Origin of the sequence: Microcoleus sp. FACHB-831, assembly GCF_014695585.1 — a bacterium.
Lineage (GTDB): Bacteria > Cyanobacteriota > Cyanobacteriia > Cyanobacteriales > FACHB-T130 > FACHB-831.
In genome coordinates this window covers 19,819-40,201 of sequence record NZ_JACJON010000025.1, presented here as the reverse complement: position 1 = coordinate 40,201, position 20,383 = coordinate 19,819, and the positions used below count along the sequence as shown (strand labels likewise).

Annotated in this window: 20 protein-coding genes; 8 read left to right on the top strand and 12 right to left on the bottom strand. The window is 45.7% G+C overall.

Features of this window, described 5'->3' with window-relative positions; translation table 11 throughout:
• Positions 1-63: 63 nt before the first annotated feature.
• Positions 64-321, bottom strand: a complete 258-nt coding sequence (locus tag H6F77_RS03695; RefSeq protein WP_190485470.1) for a gamma-aminobutyric acid A receptor, epsilon-like protein — start codon at positions 319-321, stop codon at positions 64-66.
• A gap of 223 nt (positions 322-544) precedes the next feature.
• Here H6F77_RS03695 and H6F77_RS03690 point away from each other — a divergent pair, with 223 nt between their 5' ends.
• The 4 genes from H6F77_RS03690 (at position 545) to H6F77_RS03675 (ending at position 4,437) form a co-directional block, all read left to right on the top strand.
• Positions 545-2,056, top strand: coding sequence for an aminotransferase class I/II-fold pyridoxal phosphate-dependent enzyme (locus H6F77_RS03690; protein WP_190485468.1), 1,512 nt, complete (start codon positions 545-547; stop codon positions 2,054-2,056).
• A 103-nt stretch (positions 2,057-2,159) separates the two neighbouring features.
• Positions 2,160-2,753 (top strand): precorrin-6Y C5,15-methyltransferase subunit CbiT, encoded by a 594-nt coding sequence (gene cbiT, locus H6F77_RS03685; RefSeq protein WP_309228795.1) that lies wholly within the window; start codon positions 2,160-2,162, stop codon positions 2,751-2,753.
• A gap of 18 nt (positions 2,754-2,771) precedes the next feature.
• Entirely contained in the window at positions 2,772-3,647 is an 876-nt protein-coding gene (locus tag H6F77_RS03680; protein ID WP_190485464.1) for a phosphatidate cytidylyltransferase, read from the top strand.
• A 214-nt stretch (positions 3,648-3,861) separates the two neighbouring features.
• Entirely contained in the window at positions 3,862-4,437 is a 576-nt protein-coding gene (locus tag H6F77_RS03675) for a DUF4126 domain-containing protein (protein WP_190485462.1), read from the top strand.
• An 84-nt stretch (positions 4,438-4,521) separates the two neighbouring features.
• Here H6F77_RS03675 and hemH read toward each other — a convergent pair whose 3' ends face one another.
• On the bottom strand, positions 4,522-5,685 hold the full coding sequence (gene hemH, locus H6F77_RS03670) for a ferrochelatase (RefSeq protein ID WP_190485593.1): 1,164 nt from the start codon (positions 5,683-5,685) through the stop codon (positions 4,522-4,524).
• Positions 5,686-5,877: 192 nt separating this feature from the next.
• Between hemH and H6F77_RS03665 the strand changes: the two genes are divergently transcribed.
• Positions 5,878-6,048 carry a hypothetical protein gene (locus tag H6F77_RS03665; protein ID WP_190485460.1) on the top strand — a complete coding sequence of 57 codons (171 nt, stop codon included), beginning with the start codon at positions 5,878-5,880 and terminating at the stop codon, positions 6,046-6,048.
• A gap of 298 nt (positions 6,049-6,346) precedes the next feature.
• On the opposite strand, the gene H6F77_RS03660 is transcribed toward H6F77_RS03665, so the two are convergent.
• The 4 genes from H6F77_RS03660 to H6F77_RS03645 form a co-directional block, all read right to left on the bottom strand.
• On the bottom strand, positions 6,347-6,916 hold the full coding sequence (locus H6F77_RS03660; protein WP_190485458.1) for a GNAT family N-acetyltransferase: 570 nt from the start codon (positions 6,914-6,916) through the stop codon (positions 6,347-6,349).
• A gap of 183 nt (positions 6,917-7,099) precedes the next feature.
• Positions 7,100-7,627: a P-loop NTPase family protein gene (locus H6F77_RS03655; protein ID WP_190485456.1), complete on the bottom strand. Its 528-nt coding sequence runs from the start codon at positions 7,625-7,627 to the stop codon at positions 7,100-7,102.
• A gap of 78 nt (positions 7,628-7,705) precedes the next feature.
• On the bottom strand, positions 7,706-9,574 hold the full coding sequence (locus tag H6F77_RS03650) for a serine protease (RefSeq protein WP_190485454.1): 1,869 nt from the start codon (positions 9,572-9,574) through the stop codon (positions 7,706-7,708).
• A 155-nt stretch (positions 9,575-9,729) separates the two neighbouring features.
• Positions 9,730-10,851: a serine/threonine protein kinase gene (locus tag H6F77_RS03645; protein WP_190485452.1), complete on the bottom strand. Its 1,122-nt coding sequence runs from the start codon at positions 10,849-10,851 to the stop codon at positions 9,730-9,732.
• A gap of 31 nt (positions 10,852-10,882) precedes the next feature.
• Here H6F77_RS03645 and H6F77_RS03640 point away from each other — a divergent pair, with 31 nt between their 5' ends.
• Positions 10,883-11,047: a hypothetical protein gene (locus H6F77_RS03640; RefSeq protein WP_190485450.1), complete on the top strand. Its 165-nt coding sequence runs from the start codon at positions 10,883-10,885 to the stop codon at positions 11,045-11,047.
• 293 nt (positions 11,048-11,340) lie between these two features.
• Here H6F77_RS03640 and tnpA read toward each other — a convergent pair whose 3' ends face one another.
• The 6 genes from tnpA to H6F77_RS03610 all read right to left on the bottom strand — a co-directional run bounded on the left by tnpA (position 11,341) and on the right by H6F77_RS03610 (position 18,250).
• Positions 11,341-11,754 (bottom strand): IS200/IS605 family transposase, encoded by a 414-nt coding sequence (tnpA, locus tag H6F77_RS03635; RefSeq protein WP_190485591.1) that lies wholly within the window; start codon positions 11,752-11,754, stop codon positions 11,341-11,343.
• Positions 11,755-11,955: 201 nt separating this feature from the next.
• Entirely contained in the window at positions 11,956-13,197 is a 1,242-nt protein-coding gene (gene argJ, locus H6F77_RS03630; protein WP_190485448.1) for a bifunctional ornithine acetyltransferase/N-acetylglutamate synthase, read from the bottom strand.
• A gap of 580 nt (positions 13,198-13,777) precedes the next feature.
• Positions 13,778-15,262, bottom strand: a complete 1,485-nt coding sequence (gene gatB / locus H6F77_RS03625; RefSeq protein ID WP_190485447.1) for an Asp-tRNA(Asn)/Glu-tRNA(Gln) amidotransferase subunit GatB — start codon at positions 15,260-15,262, stop codon at positions 13,778-13,780.
• Between the two features lie 150 nt (positions 15,263-15,412).
• Positions 15,413-16,135: a hypothetical protein gene (locus tag H6F77_RS03620; protein WP_190485445.1), complete on the bottom strand. Its 723-nt coding sequence runs from the start codon at positions 16,133-16,135 to the stop codon at positions 15,413-15,415.
• Between the two features lie 189 nt (positions 16,136-16,324).
• On the bottom strand, positions 16,325-16,933 hold the full coding sequence (locus tag H6F77_RS03615; RefSeq protein WP_190485444.1) for a DUF3137 domain-containing protein: 609 nt from the start codon (positions 16,931-16,933) through the stop codon (positions 16,325-16,327).
• 48 nt (positions 16,934-16,981) lie between these two features.
• The gene (locus H6F77_RS03610) at positions 16,982-18,250 is read right to left on the bottom strand and encodes an ABC transporter ATP-binding protein (RefSeq protein WP_190485442.1); all 1,269 of its coding nucleotides are present in this window, start codon (positions 18,248-18,250) and stop codon (positions 16,982-16,984) included.
• A gap of 180 nt (positions 18,251-18,430) precedes the next feature.
• On the opposite strand from H6F77_RS03610, the gene H6F77_RS03605 reads away from it, so the two are divergent.
• Together H6F77_RS03605 and H6F77_RS03600 are read left to right on the top strand one after the other, a co-directional pair.
• Positions 18,431-19,063 carry a TetR/AcrR family transcriptional regulator gene (locus tag H6F77_RS03605; RefSeq protein WP_190485439.1) on the top strand — a complete coding sequence of 211 codons (633 nt, stop codon included), beginning with the start codon at positions 18,431-18,433 and terminating at the stop codon, positions 19,061-19,063.
• A gap of 72 nt (positions 19,064-19,135) precedes the next feature.
• The gene (locus H6F77_RS03600) at positions 19,136-20,374 is read left to right on the top strand and encodes an FAD-dependent oxidoreductase (protein ID WP_190485437.1); all 1,239 of its coding nucleotides are present in this window, start codon (positions 19,136-19,138) and stop codon (positions 20,372-20,374) included.
• The last annotated feature ends 9 nt before the right edge of the window (positions 20,375-20,383 follow it).

Genomic DNA, 20,383 nt, shown 5'->3' with positions numbered 1-20,383 from the left:
TTTGATTTTGGATTCAGCTTAATAGTTAGCAAGTTAAGCTGGGTTGAAACTGGGCGATCGCGTTTAAAGTGGGCTAGGAACAGTTTGGGGAATCGTCCCTGGAACCGTCTGGGGAATGGGAGCAGGTACTGTCTCTGGGACTGGTTCTGGGATCGCTGGCTGGGGAATGGGAGCAGGCACTGGCTCTGGCACTGGCCCTGGAATTGGCTCCGGAATCGGCCCTGGCATGGGAGATGGTTCGGGAATTGACCCCGGTAGCGGATTTGGTGAAGGAGTGGGAATTTGAGGTTCTGGGATGCTAATAGAATTAGGACTAATCATGGCAATCCAATTTAATGATGCAACTCTACTAAGCTAGATGGCAAGCTGTATAATCGCATCTCCCCAAGTAGCGAAATCTATTTGCCCGCTCTAGGGATGCGCTTTTCCCCAATCCACGCCAGTCGAATACTCTAGCAGGTATTGAGCGTGTTAGTCCACAGCTTGCTAACACGAAATGTGTCAAGTTAAGAAAGTGCGTGGCTAACTATTTGCATTTACTGTTATGCGACTTCCCTCCGATTACATATCTTTGTCTCAAGCAAAAACGCCCTTACTGGATGCCCTACGCTGGTGTGCTAATAAAAATCATGCGGCATTTTACACGCCAGGACACAAACGGGGACAAGGAATTCCCCAGCCACTGGCAGATTTGTTGGGGAAAGCTGTTTTTCCAGCCGACTTGCCGGAGTTGGAGGAATTAGATAACTTATTTGCGCCGCAAAGCGTTATCCAAGAGGCGCAGCAGCTTGCAGCCGAAGCCTTTGGGGCAGAGCATAGCTGGTTTTTGGTGAATGGTTCGACTTGTGGGGTGACAGCGGCAATAATGGCGACTTGTGGCAAGGGTGACAAGATCGTGATGTCTCGGAACGTCCACCAGTCCGCGATCGCAGGTCTTATTCTCTCTGGTGCTATCCCTGTCTTCGTTAACCCGGAATACGACCAAGTTTTAGGTTTAGCTTACAGCATCACAGCTTCTTCTGTGGCAGCCGCCCTAGAGCAGCATCCAGACGCCAAAGCGGTGATGATGGTTTACCCAACTTATTATGGCGTTTGCGGGGATGTAGCAGCGATCGCTCAAATTGCCCACCAACACAACATTCCCCTGTTAGTAGACGAAGCTCACGGCGCTCATTTTGCGTTTCATCCAGATTTACCCACCCCAGCCTTAGCCGCGGGTGCTGACTTGAGCGTTCAATCCACTCACAAGGTACTCAGCGCCCTGACTCAAGCCTCAATGCTGCACGTCCGAGGCAACAGGATAAACATTGACAAACTAAATAAAACCTTGCAGTTGGTGCAGTCCACCAGTCCCAGTTATCTACTCCTAGCTTCTCTCGATGCAGCACGTCAGCAAATGGCACTGCACGGAAAACAATTAATGACTCGCACGTTGCAGCTTGCTGATGATGCAAAAAGCAGGATTAACCAGATTCCCGGATTATCAGTTTTGGAACTTGCAAACACGCAAGGCTTTGTCGATATCGACCGGACGCGGCTAACTCTAGGCGTTTCTGAGTTAAACTTGACTGGTTTTGAGGCAGATGAAATTCTAGATCAACAGCTTAGCGTTACAGCTGAATTACCATCGTTGCAACATCTGACGTTTATCATTAGTTTGGGCAACACGCAGGCAGATATTGACGCCCTAGTGTCCGCCCTACGCACTTTAGCCTCTGAGCATAGCCGTCCCAAGTCCATAAACTCTTGGCAGGATGTATTTATAAGGTGGAAAAAGGAATTGCTCCAAATTCATCCTTCTTCGTTCATTATTTATCCATCCATTTCCCCCCGCGATGCCTTCTTCTCGCAGACGGAAACGCTGCCGATAGAACAAACCCTAGAGCGCATTAGTGCCGAACTCGTTTGTCCTTACCCACCTGGAATTCCCGTGTTAATGCCTGGAGAAGAAATTACCCCAGCCGCCCTCGACTACCTGAAACAGATTCTCGCCCTCGGTGGCAGTATTACAGGTTGTAGCGATCCCGCCCTAAAGACTTTAAAAGTTGTTAGGTAATAGCGAACGGGGAATTGGGGATGGGTAATAGGGAATAGCAAATAGCCAAAAATACCAATGCCCCATGCCCCATACCCCATGCCCCACACCCAATTCCGGATTTATTATGTGGCCTTATGTTACCCCTGGTATCCCCGATGATTTGTTCGAGCGTCTGCCTGGTATTCCCTTGAGTAAACGAGAAGTGCGGGTATTAATGATTTCCCTGCTCAGACTTAAACCAAACTCAGTGTTGTGGGATATTGGTGCAGGCACGGGCACGATACCAGTGGAAACTGGGTTGCTCTGTCCCAAAGGTAGGATAGTGGCGGTAGAAAGGGATGAGGAAGTGGCAAGTTTGATTCGCCGGAACTGCGATCGCTTTGACGTTCGCAATGTCCATGTCGTCGAAGGTAGTGCCCCAGAATGCCTGAAAGACCTACCCGGCCCTCCTCACCGGGTTTGCATTGAAGGGGGGCGTTCGATCAAAGAAATCCTCCAGCAAGTTTGGCAATACTTGCTACCGCAAGGCCGCGTGGTGGCTACAGCTGATAATCTAGAGAGTTTATATGCTGTCTCAGAAAGCTTTGCTCAGTTACAAGCCCGTAACATTGAGGTAGTCCAGTCAGCTGTCAATCGTCTGGAGACGCGGGGAACCCATCAAATTTTTGCGGCTGTAAATCCGATTTTTATCCTCAGCGGTGAGAAGCTAGATTAAGCACTGGTTAAGCGCCTCATGCCTTGGACACGTATCTATAGTGGAATAATTGCGATCGCGCTTGCTTTGGGAATGCTCATCCTTGGTGGATGGTACTTCACCCTTGGCATCGGCCTCATTGTCTATCTGGGTCAATTAGAGTATTTTCAGCTGACTCGCGCCAAGGGTATGGCCCCAGCTGGCAAAACCACCCTCGTGGTTAGCCAGGTGCTGCTAGTTACCGCCGCCCTAGCGCCATCGCTGACAGATGCCATGTTTTCGTTAGCAGGAACCCTGATCTGTTTCTACCTGCTATTTCAGCCCAAGTTTGCCTCAATTGCGGATATCTCAGCTTCTATCTTGGGATTGTTCTACGGCGGCTATCTGCCCAGTTATTGGGTACGGTTGCGCGTAGACCTCTCGCCTGCTGTCGCCACCACATTACCCTTGAATGGCTTCTGGCCGGAAAACTTTTCCAATTTCCACGCCCTCCCAGAAGGATTAACTTTAACCCTTCTGGCTTTCCTGTGTATCTGGGCGGCTGATATTGGTGCCTATACTTTCGGCAAGTTTTTCGGTCGCACTCGCCTTTCCGATATCAGCCCTAAAAAGACTGTCGAAGGAGCAGTTTTTGGCGTTGTAGGTAGTATCGCCGTAGCAGCCGCTGGAGCTTGGTATCTCAACTGGCCCAGTTGGGAGTTCACTGGAGCCGCTTTGGGGCTATTGATTGGTATAGCTAGCCTTTTGGGAGACTTAACAGAGTCGATGATGAAGCGAGACGCGGGGGTAAAAGACTCAGGCCAGTTGATTCCAGGTCACGGTGGAATTTTAGATCGCGCCGACAGTTATGTTTTTACTGCACCGTTGGTTTATTATTTCGTGACGCTAGTTTTGCCGCTATTATCTCATTCTTAGTAACATTTGCTAAGGGTGCGATCGCGCTTCGCGCCGACTTCAGCGCAAGGCTTCTAAACTTGAGTAAGAGGCTGCACCCCTCTACACTACTTTGCGCTGAAAATGGCATTCTTAACCTTAGAGAAAGCCGGATTGAGAACAAATCTTCAGAATAATTAGATGGCCAACTTGCTATTAAGCCACCAACTTCTATTGCAAGCAGCAAGGCAATTATATGATTGAAATCCTAGCCGCTCTCTCAGCATCGGCTGCGGCAGGAATGAGAATCGCCCTGCCCCTTCTGGTCATTGGCCTATTGAGTGAAGATCTCTGGTCTAAAGTACCGCTTTTATCTAGAGTTCCTCCTCCTATAGTGATAGGGGTGCTTACGAGTTGGTCGTTGTTTGAGTTATTTGCTTCCAAAAAGCTACTGGGTCAGCGCGTGTTGCAAGTTGTCCAGCTGCTCTTCAGCCCGATTGTGGGAGCCATTATGGGTATTGCTGTGGCTCAACTCACCGATGTTCCAATTGCATTCATTTGGATTATCGGTACGGTGGGTGGCTTATTAGCTTTCGTATTGCAGCTTGTTCAAGTTGGGTGGTTCTATCGCTTGCGCGGCTTACCCCTATGGATCGTCTTTATCCAAGACGCTTTGTGCATTTCGCTTGTTTTTTTTGCCTTTGATGCTCCCAGGTCTGGAGGATTAATTGCTATGATGCTCCTTTGGCTGGCAGTCCGCAGCTCTAAGGAGTGGTATCGCTGGTATAGAGGTCACAAAAAGGCTGAAAGTCGCTCTAAGGAACCAGAGTAAGAAATTTAAAAGGAAAAAGGCACAAGAAAGAATTCTTCCTTGTGCCTTTTTCGGATTTGCTACGACGCTTCGCGCTTGTTACTTTTACAAAATTCCTACGAAGTGCAGAAGTCCGCGACCAGTTATTAACTCTAGGATTAACGCTAGAAAGCCCAGCATCGCCAGACGTCCGTTCCAAATTTCTGCCGTTGTAGTCAGACCCCACTCCCAACTTTCTTGCGGGTACATTTTGACTTGTTTCTTAAGCTGTGGGACTTGCGATAGCTTCACCGCAGGCGCATTGAGGGCATCAACTACCAGATCGGTGAGTGATTCAATGAAGAGGGGATGAGTATTGGGCGCACTCACGCGACGGAAGTTGTGAATGCCAGCTTTTTCGGCTACTTCTCGATATTCGATATCAATTTCTTCGAGAGTTTCGATGTGTTCGGAAACAAAGCTTATAGGCACGACAGCCATATTTTTAACGCCTTGGGCACCGAGTTCTGCGATCGCATCTTCAGTGTATGGCTTTAGCCACTCAACTGGCCCCACTCTACTCTGGTAAGCCAAGGTATGCGCGTTGGGTCGATTGAGGGTCTGCATAATTAAAGCAGTGCATTCCTCAATTTCTTTCTGGTATGGATCTCCCGCTTCTTCAACGTAACTCACTGGAACACCATGAGCGCTGAAGAAAATGTGAGCCTCATCAGGATTGGCAAATTGGTCGAGTTCTTTGGCAATCAGCTCCGCCATTGCTTCGAGGTATTTGGGCTGCTGATACCATGAGGGAATTACTGTATATTCAATTCGCGACAGTGCTGGGTCTTCTTGCCACAGTTTTTCTAAAAGCCTAAAACTTGAACCGCTTGTGCTGATGGAGAATTGGGGATATAAAGGTAAAATTACAACGCGATCGATGTTGTCGCGCTTAATGCGGACGATTGCCTCTTCTGTATAAGGATGCCAGTAGCGCATCCCCACATATACGTTGACATTTTGCCCTTTTTGCTGCAATTTTTCCTGTAGCGCCATCGCCTGCGCTTCTGTGATCCGCCGCAGTGGCGAACCGCCGCCAATTTTCTTGTAGTTCTCTTGCGATTTTTTGGTTCTCCGGGTGGAAATCAACCATGCAAGGGGTCGTTGTAGCGACGTAAACGGTATGCGGATAATTTCTGGGTCGGAAAACAGATTGAACAGAAAAGGCCCGACATCCTCTAATTCATCCGGCCCGCCTAGATTTAGCAGCAAAACTCCAACTCGACCCATAGCGGTAACAGTTTCCCAATCTTTCATATTTGTTACTGATTTTAACAATATATGCTTTTTGCGGTTGCAGTTGGCAACAAAGGATACACAATTTTACCGGGGATAAGGCGATGGGAACTATCTTAAGGACACTGTTGCAGTTCTGGTCAGGCTACGCAATTTATGGTGCGATACTCCCATAATGTGAAAGCATTGGATATCTCGCGTGTGTCGCTGCAACGGTCGCTATTGGTTGAGAGGGAAACTGCTGGGCAATTGCTCGAAAGGGTTTTAGCTGCGTTGTTAGAGGAGTTTAGGGTTGAGGTAAGCAACGCCAAACTTTATGCAGGTGGCAATTTGCAGGTAGTTCAGGGTACAAAGTGAACCGTATTTCTAATACCCTTTGGGTTTAGTATTTTGGGGTTGAAGTAGAGAGGCAAAATCTAAATCCCGGTATCGTATAAGAGGAGCAGAGGAGCGATCGCCCCCAACGGCGTGTTCCTTTCGCTAAGGGCCTGATTATCCTATGTAAACTCTCTAAATTGATTTATTGCACAAGCACGCTTGGTCTTTGCAGTGCTTGGTATATGAAAAAATACGTTCAAACGATCAACCTGTGGCAATTGGTAGATGAATATTCGCCGTGTTAGTTTTGGTGGCTTTGGCGTCTCAAAGAAATAGATTAAGAATGCGATTGAGGTAGCACTGGAAATCCAAGTATGAAGTACGATTTGCCGTTAAACTCAAAGTCTCTGAGCATCTCCATACCGAGTTTTTGAGTATGCGCCCGAAGACTTCGCGGATTGTCCTTTGCTACAAAAGCAACACCAGCATTGAACTGTGTGGCTACTTGAGCTAGAAGTGCTTTAAACAAACCTTGTAGGATACCAGTCCCTCGGTAAGCAGCCGCAACACACACGGGGCCATACAAAAAAGAACGATAATTGCTCAAAGGCTGCCCCTGAAACATCGTTTCAGGATACAAGCTCATCATATATTTGAGCAAGGGAATCTGCTGAGAATATTCTTGAGTGGTTGCACAAACATATGCGATCGCTACTTTCTCCTGCACACCGACAATAACCGCCACGTCTTCGTTTATAGCTGCAAGCAGAGGATCGCTAATATCAATTGATAAAAAGCCATCCTGCCTCTCGATATCAGATAAATTCGAGAAAAGGTTCTTTTTATGCAGAGCAATAATCTCAGGATAATCAGCCGCTGATGCTCGTCTGAAAATGATATTCGTCATATTTATTTACTAAGCACAATTTATAAAATTTTAGGTGAATCGGCTCGGTCGGGTAAAAAAGTATTTTTTCAGATTTTCTCCTTGTGTAAACGCTATATATTGATCTGTCATCTCTGGGGGTTAAAAAAGAGCGCTAGCTCTTCACCAAGCTTGATAAAAAATACAAATAGTTGCGGTATCTTTTTACGGTTTTATAGTAAATAGCCAATTTTTTGTAATCTGTGGCGATCGCAGATGTACTATTTGAAGATGGCCATATTCCTGTTTGCTAAATAAAATTGGATATTCTTTTCGGTTTTTTTGATAAGTTTGAAGCAGCCACAAAATAATCGAAGCGCGGCTGAAAGTTGTTTGCCATGTTTCGCGGTTTCCACTCCAGAGTTCTTCTTGCATTAACACCCGCCGCAAAGTGCGACGCACCACCCGTGAAAGCATGACTGGTAAAGAGTAATCTAGCCAAACAATTGTATCAGCTCGACCCCAAACGATATCGCGCACTGCGGTGTAATTTCCATCAACAACCCAACTGTCGCCACTCAAAGCTTGTAATACGCGATCGCGAAAGAGATATTTTGGTGCTTCCGTCCAGTTCGGTTCCCAGTGGAGTGCATCTAATTCCACATGGGTAATGGCAAGAATTTGCGATATTTGACGCGCTAAAGTTGTCTTGCCCGAACCACTTGTGCCGACCACAGAAATCCGTCTTAACATTGGTTTCAATTACTAGAAGCGATAACAATAAATAAGCAGCGCTTCCCTAATGGGATAGCCTTTTCTATTCTCGATTATCTAGTCTATTCCCCAGCTTTGCAGTTGTTCTATAACTGGTTTCATAGGAAAAGCAATACCATACCCAGGTTTATCTGGTGCTGTAGTGGTTCTATCTAATAATTTTCCTGCCCACACGATGCCCACAACACGATTATTCTGGTCTAAAACAGGACTACCAAAATGGCCTCCGGTTACAATGGTTGATAGTTGTAATTCTCCATCTATATTATTGCGGACTCGTCCTTTTATGGCTGCCCAATCATTGCCAGTTATCGGGTGTCCGATGATAGTAACTGGTGTGCCCGGAGAAATAGCTATTGAAGATATGGGTAAGGGTTTGATATCCTTGGGAATTTCGGTAACTTTCAGTAAAGCTAAATCCAGTTGATCGTCAGCTTTGCTAATTTTAGTAATTTCAGCGGCTCGTCGCTTGCGGAATTGATTGGGTCGGGGTTCGCTATAAAACTCAACCTCAATTTTCTGATATTGCCGCTCATTTTTATCTGTTACAACATGGCGATTTGTGACAAGCCAAGCTGTATTTCCCTCACGTTTAACTACCCATCCTGCACCAGTACGATAATTGGAATGTGTCTTTAAAATAATCCTTACGATAGAACGCTTGAGGGAAACTAAAGGTTCTTTATTTTTACTTGGCAATCGTTCTGCTCGTGCTAAAATATTGGGGTTATCGCGAATAGCTAAAAGACGCTGTGTTTCACTGAGATTAATTTTAGGTGTTTTCCAAATTTGGTCTAATTGTATCGCTAAACTAAACTCTTTAATAGCTTCTTTAAATTTTCCTTGCTGCTGTAGAACAAAACCTAAATTGTTGTGAGCAGAGGCATTTTTGTCATTGATTTTGATGGACTGGCGATAGGCAGCGATCGCGCTCTTGAGTTTACCATCATTTCTTAACGCATTGCCCAAATTATTGTAAGCAGAGGCAGATGATGGGTTGAGTTTAATAGTTTGTCTGTAAGCTGCGATCGCACTGTCTAATTTTCCTTTTTCTGTCAGCGCATCGCCTAAATTATTGTAAGCAGAGACATATTTCGGATTGAGCTTAATTGCTTGTCGATAAGCAGCGATCGCTTTGTCTAATTTCTCCTGTTCGTATAGCGCTTGGGCAAAATTGTTGTAAGCGCTGGCATCTTTTGGATTGCGTTTAATTGCTTGTCGGTAAGTTGTTAATGCTGCGTCTTGTTTTTTATCGTAAGCTAATGCCTCACCCAGCTTTTTGTGCTTATTGGCTAACTTAGGATCGAGTTCTATGGCTTTTTTGTAAGCAGCGAGCGCGCTGTCTAATTTCTCCTGTTTGTTCAGTGCTAAACTTATATTGATGTAATTAGTTGCAATTTTAGGGTCGATTTCGATAGCTTTTTTGTAAGCAGCGATCGCACTGTCTAATTTACCCCGCTCGTATAGCGCACGACCTAGAATAGAATAAGAAACAGCATCTTTGGGATTAAGCTCGATAGCGTTTTGGTAAACAGCGATCGCCGCATCTATTTTACCCTGCTGTTTGAGCGCATTGCCCAAAGATTGGTGAGCATACACATAATTACGGTCGAGTAGAATAGCTTTATTATAAGCCGCGATCGCTTCATCAAATTTACCTTTTTTTCTAAGAGCATCACCCAGAAGAACGTGAGCATACAAATAGCTAGAGTTAAATTTAGTAGCTTGTCGGTAAGATGCGATCGCGTCATTTAGTTTCCCTTGCTTTTCCAAACTCCTGCCTCGATCGACACAAAGGCGGGCGCTAATGCCCATTACAATAAATGGCAGTAATATAAGCGCATACAAACTTAATCCCAGCGTCAATAATTTTAGGAATGATTTTTTAGATAATTTACGCGATCGCATCATTTCTCTCACTTTCACATCAAGGGTAGAAAAGATTATTCTAGATTACTCTACCTTTTTGGTGACACAGTTGAGGTGAGTTTTTATATGAGGGCGATCGCTATCATGGGCTAAAATCAAATTAGGTTTGAAAAAGCGTTGTGGTTATGAGCGAAACTTTAATAGGTGACACATCAACGGCCCCCCCCAAATAGCCATAAAGTATTTCCTAGTAGCACAATCATGAAGAAGATCTCGCCGAACCGCAATTGGAAATAATGCAAATAAAAATAATAAGAAGCTAAACACCAAACGAGGGTATTAAAAAGAATCAAACCAATACCCAAAGCAGCAACCCAATTCAAAGTCCAATCCCAATCAAATATAATGCAGAATGAGAGGGTCATTAAAGTGTTGTATAGAAAGAATGCTACCAGCTCGCCCAGCGCCTGCCAATTAAAATTTCTTCTTATTGTTCGTTGGGGTGGAGGAGCCGGAGCAGCGCGATTCGCCACTTCCAGCAACTTCAACCATTCCTGCACCGACTGAGGGCGCTTTCTTGCGTCTAATTCCATCCCTTTGAGAATTGCCTGATTCAAGTCATCGCTGATATTAGCAAATTGCTTCGGTGGAACTAATTTGGGCTTGTTTCCCTGTCGTTGCCAACTAGGGAATTGGCCAGTCACCGCATAGTATAAAGATGCAGTAAGAGTGTAAATATCTACAGTTGGCTCACCACTGCCTTCTTCCTGTTCAGGGGGAGCAAAGGCCCTATTTGCAGGATGCTTAGAAGTATTTACCTTTAGGGCAAGATCCGCAGCAATGCCAAAATCAATCAGCACAGCTTTACCATCGTTCTGCACCATAATGTTACCTGGGTGAGCATCCCGATGCACCAGATTCGCCTTGTGTACTATGGTTAGGGCTGCCCCAATTTGTCGTACATACTCGATTGCTTCTTCTTGAGGTAACGCCCCCCGACGCCGCACTAAAGATTCCAAACTCACCCCTGGCACAAAATCCATCACCAGGTAGTATGTTCCGCCCTCTTCAAACAAATTGCTGACGCGCACAATATTGGGATGCGGCTTTTCAGACAGCCTTGCCAGTCGCTGCCCTTCCTCCTTGAATCGCTGCAAATACTTGGGGTATTCGTCGGGGTCATATTTTAGTCTCTGGTTGGGCGTTTTAATCACGACTAGCTGATTTAGCAGTTTGTGTAGTGCTTTGTAGGTAATCCCGAAGCCCCCTTCTCCCAGAACTTTTTCAATGACGTATCGCCCGCCCTGCAACTGCTTTCCTGCTGCCCAAACCATTGTTTATGAGTGTGAGACAATTAGGTTTATTGTGGCACATCAAAACCAGGCGAATGTCTTACCCCAACGAATGGAATTTGCGGCTATACAGACAAAACCCGCGAGGGAAATCGCCCCAGCGAATGGAATTGGTGGCTACACAGACAAAACCCGCGAGGTAAGGGTTGTAGAAAATTTTCATTGTCCCGGCGAATAGAATTCGCGGCTACACAGGCAAAAGCCGCGAGGTAAGGGTTGTAGAAAGTTTTCATCGTCCTGGCGAATAGAATTCGCGGCTACACAGGCAAAACCCGCCTTCGCGGGTTAAATTAAAAATGTTCTTAGTCCGCGTAGGCGGACTTCGTTTGTCTAGCCGCGATTTCCAATCGCCAGGGAAATTACACACACAAAACCCGCCTTCGCGGGTTAAATGAAAAATGTTCTTAGTCCGCGCAGGCGGACTTCGTTTGTCTAGCCGCGATTACGAACATCGCTAGGACATTTCATAAATTAGTCCGTATTTATTTCCCAAGTAGAAATCAGTGATTTTTGATGATGGTGAATGCGCTGATTTCTGATATAGTCAGCCACCTTATCTATAGCATCATGGCTAACAGTAAAAGCCCCGTAGCTGCCTTGCCATTTAAAAAATTCACCAGGTTTTATTTCGTGGGTAATTAGATGAGATGAACTGCCCTTGATTTGCTTAATCAGGTTAGATACGGTTACAGTAGTCGAAAAACCTGTTAAGAGATGGATATGATCCTCAACGCCACCAACGGCAATGACTGTACATCCTAGCTGGTTGCACTCTCCAATAATCGCTGAATAAAGCTGCTTCTGAATATCTGGTGTAATTAAAGGCAATCTATCCCATGTTGCCCAAACGCAATGGAGATATAACTGCGTGAAATTTGACCTCATTTGTGTTAGAAACGCATAATTTAAATCGTCTGCTTTATGGATGCTGAGGCATATTTTAAATTGTTTTGGCGAATAGAATTCGCGGCTACACAGACAAAACCCGCCTTCGCGGGTTAAATTGAACATTTCTTAGTCCGCGAAGGCGGACTTCGTTTGTCTAGCCGCGATTACGAACATCGCCAGGGCAATACGATCGCATCCTTATGTCGTATACTCGGCGTTAATCTTCACGTAGTCGTAACTCAAGTCACAACCCCAAGCTGTACCAGAACCCGCACCGTTGCCAATACTCACCGAAATTAAAACAGTATCTTCTTTCAAATAAGCACCAGCCGCCGCAGCTTTCAAATAAGCACTCGCCGCTGCGCGATCGAATTGCTGGGGTTGCCCATGTTCCATCATTAAGAAATCGCCTAGCTGAATTCGCAAATTTTCTTGATCGAAAGCAACCCCAGCACGTCCCGCCGCCGCTGCAATTCTTCCCCAGTTTGGATCGCGACCAAAAATTGCTGACTTAACTAAAGATGAACCTACAATTGTTTTGGCTACTTTACGTGCAGCTTCTTCATCAACTGCGCCTGTAACTTGCACTTCAATTAAGCAAGTTGCACCTTCTCCGTCACGCGCGATCGCCTTCGCTAAATACTGACAAACTTCTGTCAGCATTGCTTCCAATTTCTCAGCTTCAGCCCCCATCTCTGTAATCGCAGGTGTCCGCGATTGACCGTTCGCTAAGGCAAACAAACTATCATTTGTACTTGTATCGCCATCGACTGTAATTTGATTAAAACTTTGATCTGCGGCTCTACTCAACATTTTCTGCCATAGCGATGGCGAAACTGCTGCATCGCAAGTCACAAAGGCTAGCATTGTCGCCATGTTGGGATGAATCATCCCGCTTCCTTTGCACATACCGCCTATTCGCACGGTGCGATCGCCTATTGTTGTCTCTAGGGCTATTGATTTCGGTACTAAGTCAGTAGTACATATAGCTTTTGCTGCTGCATCCCCACCAGTTTCCGACACCGCCGCTACTAAGTTGGGAATCCCCGCCTTTAGCGCGTCCATCTTAATCCGTTGTCCGATTACGCCAGTAGACGCTATCAATACTGATTCTGAGGGAATATTCAGCGCTTGCCCCAGCATCATTGCACTTTCTAGAGTATCCAACCACCCTTGTTCGCCTGTAGCCGCATTCGCTTGTCCGGCATTGCAGAGAATAGCACGCGCACTATGTTTGGCTTGCAGTCGTTGGCGACAATAGTCTATAGGTGCGGCGCGAACAACAGATGTAGTGAACACACCAGCCGCGATCGCTTCTACATCCGACACAATCAATGCTAAATCTGGTAATCCTGAAGGTTTCAGCCCTGCCCTAATTCCCGCTGCCCGAAATCCTCTCGGCGCAGTAACCCCACCGCTAATTACCTGCCAGTCTGACATCACTCCTCCTATAAGCTTTTCGCTTCCCTAGAGTGAGCAGATTATAGCAAGTCTCTGGACTCCGGAAATGTACTCGCAGATCCAAGTCCGTCATCTAACCCCGAAAAAAAAAGAAGAGAGCCAGTTGGCTTCTCTCCCGATCATCAGGGTGCATCTACTAAACATCAATATATCATTTCGGGGTGGGGGGTGTCACCCCCTTTTAAAATCTTTTTTTTGTCGTTGTCTGCAATACCGCTCGGATGCTTGTGAAGCGCAGCGATCGCGAAAGCCACTCGTCCTTTACCCCGAAAAAAAAAGAAGAGAGCCAGTTGGCTTCTCTCCCGATCATCAGGGTGCATCTACTAAACATCAATATATCATTTCGGGGTGGGGGGTGTCACCCCCTTTTTAAACTTTTTTTGGAGAAGAGGATAATTTGCAACAATGTTATTGAAAACAAAAAAAGGAGAGTCACTTGGCGACTCTCCCGATCATCAGGGTGCATCTACTACCCCTACTATAGCGATTGGGGGTGGGGGGTGATACCCCCTAACATATGTTTTTTGTAAAGTTTTCCCCCTTTAATGTAAAGCTGGGATCAAGCATTGAGCTTCTTAGCCAGAATTTCGTTGATCAGCTTCGGGTTAGCCCGTCCCTCAGTTTTCTTCATCACCTGTCCCACAAAAAAGCCCAGCAGCTTAGTTTTGCCGCTGCGGTACTGTTCCAATTCTTTGGGATTTGACACCAAAATTTCATCAATAATGGTTTCGAGCGCCCCAGCGTCGGAGATTTGCACAAGTCCCTTAGACTCAACCAATGCCTTAGCCGAACCCCCCTTAGAGAGCAACTCTGGCAAAATCTCCTTAGCGATTTTGCCGCTGATGGTGTTGTCTTCAATTAAAGAGATTAGTTCAGCTAGAGTAGCGGGTTTGAGTGCTAGTGCGCTGATGTTCAGTTTCTCTTGATTGAGATAAGCACTGATATCCCCCATCACCCAGTTAGCGGCTTGCTTGGGATTGGCTCCGAAGGCAACAGCAGCTTCAAAATACTCCGTTACCCCGCGATCGTCGGTTAGCACGCGGGCATCATAGGCAGAAAGACCTAAATCGCTTTCGTAACGACGGCGCTTGTGGGCTGCGAGTTCGGGTAATTCTGACTTCCAATGCTCCAATTGCCCTGATGGTACTTGAATAGGAGCCAAGTCTGGTTCTGGAAAATAGCGATAATCGCTAGAACCTTCTTTGACGCGCATGCTGATAGTGCGCTGGCTGCCTTCTTCCCACAGCCGAGTTTCTTGTACAATGCGATCGCCTGCTTCTATAGCTGCGGTTTGACGCTCAATTTCATACTCAATGGCGCGTTGGATGGCGTTGAAGGAGTTCATATTTTTGATTTCTACCTTCGTGCCAAACTTCTCTTGTCCAACTGGACGCACTGATATATTCACGTCGCAGCGCAGCGAACCTTCTTGCATATTCCCGTCGCTGACGCCCAGATAAATCAGAATTCGGCGCAATTCTTGGGCATATTCAGCCGCTTCTTGACCAGAACGGATATCCGGTTCCGATACAATTTCTACCAAAGGTACGCCAGTGCGATTGTAGTCTACGAGCGAGTGAGTAGAACCAGAGAGGCGATCGCTACCTGCGTGAACCAGTTTCCCAGCATCTTCCTCCATATGCAGGCGGGTGATACCAACCTTTTTGCGGATAGGATTGCCAGCCTCATCAGTTAGCTCAATTTCTAGCCAACCGTGTTCCGCAATAGGCAAATCGTACTGGGAAATCTGATAATTTTTAGGTAGGTCGGGATAAAAGTATTGCTTGCGGTCGAATTTGCTATAGGGAGCAATTTGACAATTAAGTGCCAGTCCTGCTTTAACAGCGTACTCCAGCACCCTTTCATTCAGTACTGGTAATACCCCAGGCATCCCCATACATATTGGGCAGACATTTTGGTTTGGAGTCGCACCAAATTCCGTCGAACAACTACAAAAAATCTTGGTAGCGGTATTCAGTTGGCAATGAGTTTCCAAACCGATGATGGCTTCGTACTTAGTTTTTACCGGAGCAGCAGTGGTCATAGGCGTATGGATAGCAGATTTTATGACAGACCGCTCTATTTTAGCTTTGTCTGAACCTGCTCTGTTGCCCCAACTCCAGCAACTTTGGAAACGGTTGGGGGCTATATTTAAATTAAATTATATTGGTTCTGTTTCTAACCAATTTGGTATTTAGGTTGTAATTTGCTCATCAACTAATTCTTTTTCCCTCGCTTCCCAATAATATAAAAACATTAATATATCGGGAATTGCAAAGCCAATTTTTATAAAACAACCCAATAATACAGAAATAACAAAATTTTCTTGCTGCCCTGCTAATTCCAAGATAATATTTACAAGCAATGTAACCAGTAATGTAAAAATCAATATTCCTAACCAAGCTAAAATTATTGCGCCGAATATTTGCCATCTTTTGCCTTTTGTAAGCGTAACGCTTCTTGCCATTGTTCGCGGTGACTTACCTCCTTCAAGCACAACAACACAAACAACAAGTGCATAGCGAACGGCGATAATGACTCCAGGAATTACAAAAGCAATTAATCCTAAACCAATTAATAAACCAGTCCAGAACCGGACTCCGAAAATTTTACCCCAATTACGAAGACCCACAGACATTGCTTTTGAATAAGTAACTATTTGGCTTTCTTTGATTTGCGATACTGAATAAATAAGAGCGCCTATATAAATGGGGCTAAATCCTAACTCTATAAAATTTGATATTCTTATTCCTCTCCTTAGTTCTTCCAACTCACTTCGCAGAGGAACGGCAATATCGACATATTCCATAAAAAGGGTAGCTGGCAACCAAATTGTAAGAACAAGGAGACTGAATAAACCTATGTTTGAAGTAAATATCGCTAGGGCTTCTTTAAGCTTTTGGAGCATTTGGGTCAATCTACTTTTTTAACGGTCATTGTTGCCAATCATATCCGCATTAGCAGCGTTTATTTTGCTAAGTTAAGTTTACACATAAAATGCCTGAAAATATATAAATTATGCAATTGTTGAAGGTTGGAGTGTTGGCGGTAAGGCCTAAGTGAAAGGTTTAAAATTAGGCTCTTCTTCCTACCAACATCCATTATTTCAAAGTCTGAGGTTTGGATCGTCTTCGTAAGCTGAACCTATGTGGCATAGTTGATTCAGGGTCTCGGCAAATAACTCGTACAGAGATTTTAGCCTTTCGACATCTTTGATGACGCCTGTTACTTGAAAATAAAGTTCATCGACTTTTTCAGGGAAACTGGCGCGAAACCAGCCTTCATCGTCTTTAACTTCAAAGTGAATCGAGGGTTGCTGCTGAATTAGATAACGAATTTTGGGGTTTGCAAATAATTCCCTTGCTTTAAATTCATCATTACCTTGGATCTGGAAGTTGCGGTCAAATTCAGAATCGCCAGTTTCAATATCCTGCATTCCAAACACTTTTCCTACTTCGCTGAAAAAGCCTTGGCGATAGATGGCAAACTGAAAACCATCCCTATTTACATAGGGCGATCGCATTCTAGTATAAGTAGTAGAACTTTTACCCGTAGAAACCGTGTAGGTATCCAGAATAATTATCCATTCTTTAACCCGTATCTCAACTTTGTTCCCACCCCAGAATCCGCCTTTCATTTCCCCGCCGATTTGGTTACACAGTTCTTGCCAGACTTCTTCTTTACTAGGGCCGAATATTTCTCTCAAAAAGCCCATAACAATTTACCTTTTCTTACATACGCCAGATAATTAACATTAAAAGCATTACGGGCGTATTGCAACACCAGTTTCAGGATCGAACAAATGAATTTTATCTGATGCTAAGGACAACCAGAGTTCTTCGCCAATTCTCACGGGTCGATCGGGGGGAATTCTTACCTGTAAAGTAGGCGCGATCGCGCCAAAATCTATCAAACTAACAGATAAATAAGTTTCGTTCCCCAAAGCTTCCACTAACTCAACTCGCACTTGCAAATTTTTAGGCGCTGCAAGGCTAATGCTTAAGTGTTCTGGTCGAATTCCTAAAGTTAAAGTTTTACCGTCATATTTCTGCAATACTGATTCCCACATTTCTGGCAAAGTTAGCCTAAATTGAGCTTGGGTAATCAATAGCGGTGCTTTAACTTGAATTGGCAGAAAATTCATCGGCGGAGAGCCAATAAATTCAGCTACAAACTGGTTAGCTGGACGGTTGTAAAGTTCTAAAGGAGAGGCAAGTTGCTGAATTTGTCCAGCATTCATTACAGCAATGCGATCGCCCATCGTCATTGCTTCAGTTTGATCGTGGGTAACGTAAATTGTTGTCGTCCCTAAATGCCGCTGTAATTTAACAATTTGGGCGCGAGTTTCTGACCGGAGTTTTGCATCTAAATTAGACAGCGGTTCATCCATCAAAAACACTTGAGGATTACGCGCGATCGCTCTTCCTAATGCTACGCGCTGCTTTTGCCCACCAGAAAGTTGTTTTGGCAATCTGTCTAAAAATGTTTCAATTTGCAATAACTTAGCAACAGTACGCACTTGCTCATCTACTGCTTTTTCTCTATTAGTCATGTAGCGCAAACCTTTAGGTAGCTTGCGCGTCACTCCCACCAACAAATTGTCTACAAAATCTTTTTGATTTCTTTCTCCCCTATTCATTCGCCGCAAACCAAAGGCGATGTTATCGTAAACCGTCATGTGGGGATAAAGAGCATAATTCTGAAACACCATTGCTATGTCTCGTTCCTTGGGTGGCAAATCGTTAACGGGGCGATCGCCTACCCAAATATTCCCTCCAGTCAATTCTTCCAACCCAGCAATTACGCGCAAAAGCGTACTTTTGCCACAACCCGATGGCCCCACCAATACCATAAACTCGCCATCTTGGACGGTTAAGGTGATGCGACGCAAAATATTCACACTGCCCGATTGCGGGGTTGGTTCATCAACCGATGATGATATCAAGGGTTGTCCCATTACGGGTGCGATCGCCCGTTCCCCTTTACGCGCCCAAAAGCTTTTGTAGACGTTTTCGAGAATAACCTGAGCCACGATATTTCAACAGCTGCGATGTTTCAGAATCACCCATTCAGGCGATGCAGATGGGTGAAGCGCTTTAGCCCGATCCCATCGTACTTTGACATTATGGTTGATTTTGTATCTAAAACATGAAGCAAGCGATCGCTCTACGACTTACAATTTGATTAATCAGTCAATCAACGAACTGCAACCATGCCACCAAGGGACGAACAAGACTACGAGAGTCGGCGACAGCAAATTATTGACGGAGCCTTAGAAGTCTTTTCTAGCAAAGGCTTTGAGAAGGCGACCAACAAAGATATTGCCGTTGCGTCTGGGGTTGGTTCGCCCGGTCTAATCTACCACTACTTCAAGGACAAAAGCGACCTGTTTCGCCAAGTGGTTGAGCAGCGCATACCCATGCTGCAATTGCTTACCCACAGCGAAGAGATGATGACACTAACACCTCCAGATGCACTCACTCTCTTTGCTAGTACATTTCTCAAAGTAGCTGACAACGCGACTGCGATCGCCCTCCTCAAGCTAATGCTGGGCGAATCCATCCGGCGACCTATAGTTGCTGAAATGCTTAACACCATCGGGCCTGGTCGCGGTTTTGCCTTCTTAACTTGTTATCTCGAAAAACAGATGGATGCAGGCGTAATGCATCGCATGGATGCAGGCGCAGCAGCACGCTGTTTCATTGGCCCCCTAATAGCTTTCTTGCTCACCCGCGAGGTTTTTCCGCAACCGGACTCGCAGCGATTGAGTAAGGAGACAATGGTTAAAACTTTAGTTGAAGTTTTTCTGCGGGGGATGGAAATACCTAACCCACAAACAAATTAACGCGAGTAAAGCCGATATTTTTTTTAACGTCAAATTGATTAACCAGTCAATCAAAGAAAAGGAGTTTTGATTATGGCTATCGACACAACCTCTGTTCAGGATAAAGAATCAAAAGTGCTAGATGTCCAGCAGACAACCTGCTGCATCGTCGGGGGTGGCCCCGCTGGTGCTGTTTTAGCGCTGCTTTTAGCACGGCAAGGAATTTCCGTTAGCCTCCTCGAAGCACACAAAGACTTTGACCGGGACTTCCGGGGAGATACAATTCACCCCAGCGTCATGCAGATTATGGAGGAACTCGGTTTAGCTGACAGATTGCTAGAGTTGCCACACAGCAAGATCCGCAACATTAGCGTCGTTACTCCTAAAGGTTCTGTAAGGCTGGCTGACTTTAGTCATTTGAAGACGCGATATCCCTACATTACGATGATGCCCCAGGCGCGTTTTCTGGAGTTCATCACCCAAGAAGCGAAAAATTATCCGAATTTTCAGTTAATCATGGGTGCGAACGTACAAGATTTGATTGAGGAAAATGGAGTTGTCCAAGGGGTGCGCTACAGGGGACACGGGGGAGTGCATGAAATAAGGGCGCGTCTTACAGTAGGCGCCGACGGTCGCCACTCGCACATTCGGCAAATGGCTGGCTTTCAACCCATCGAAACCTCGCCGCCAATGGATGTTTTGTGGTTCCGCCTACCTCGCACGCCACAAGATCCCTCCGGTGGGTTGGGACGTATCGGGATAGGCCACATCATAGCAATGCTAGATCGTACTGACGAGTGGCAGATGGCTTATGTTATCCCCAAAGGTGGCTATCAGCAGATTCGCGCTGCTGGATTAGAAGCGCTGCGAAAGTCAATTGTAGAGATTGTTCCAGAGATGAGCGATCGCGTCCAACACTTGCACGATTGGAGTCAAGTTGCCTTTCTCTCAGTCGAGTCCAGCCGTCTCCCTCGTTGGTATAGTCCGGGACTGTTGCTAATTGGCGATGCTGCTCACGTAATGTCTCCAGTTGGGGGAGTTGGCATTAACTACGCAATTCAAGATGCAGTTGTTGCAGCGAACGTTCTAGCTGAACCGCTTAAGAGTAATTCTCTGCATTTGTGGGATCTGGCGGAAGTGCAGCGCCAGCGCGAGTGGCCGACACGTATTATCCAACAATTCCAGTCGTTAATTCAGAAGCAGGTATTGGCTCGCGTTCTCAACTCCAGTCAGCCGTTTAAGCCACCTGCTTTCCTGCGTTTGCCGATTTTGCGCGACCTTCCAGCGCGGATAATCGGCTTGGGTGTTTGGCCAGTTCGGGTTAATGGGTAATTGGGGATT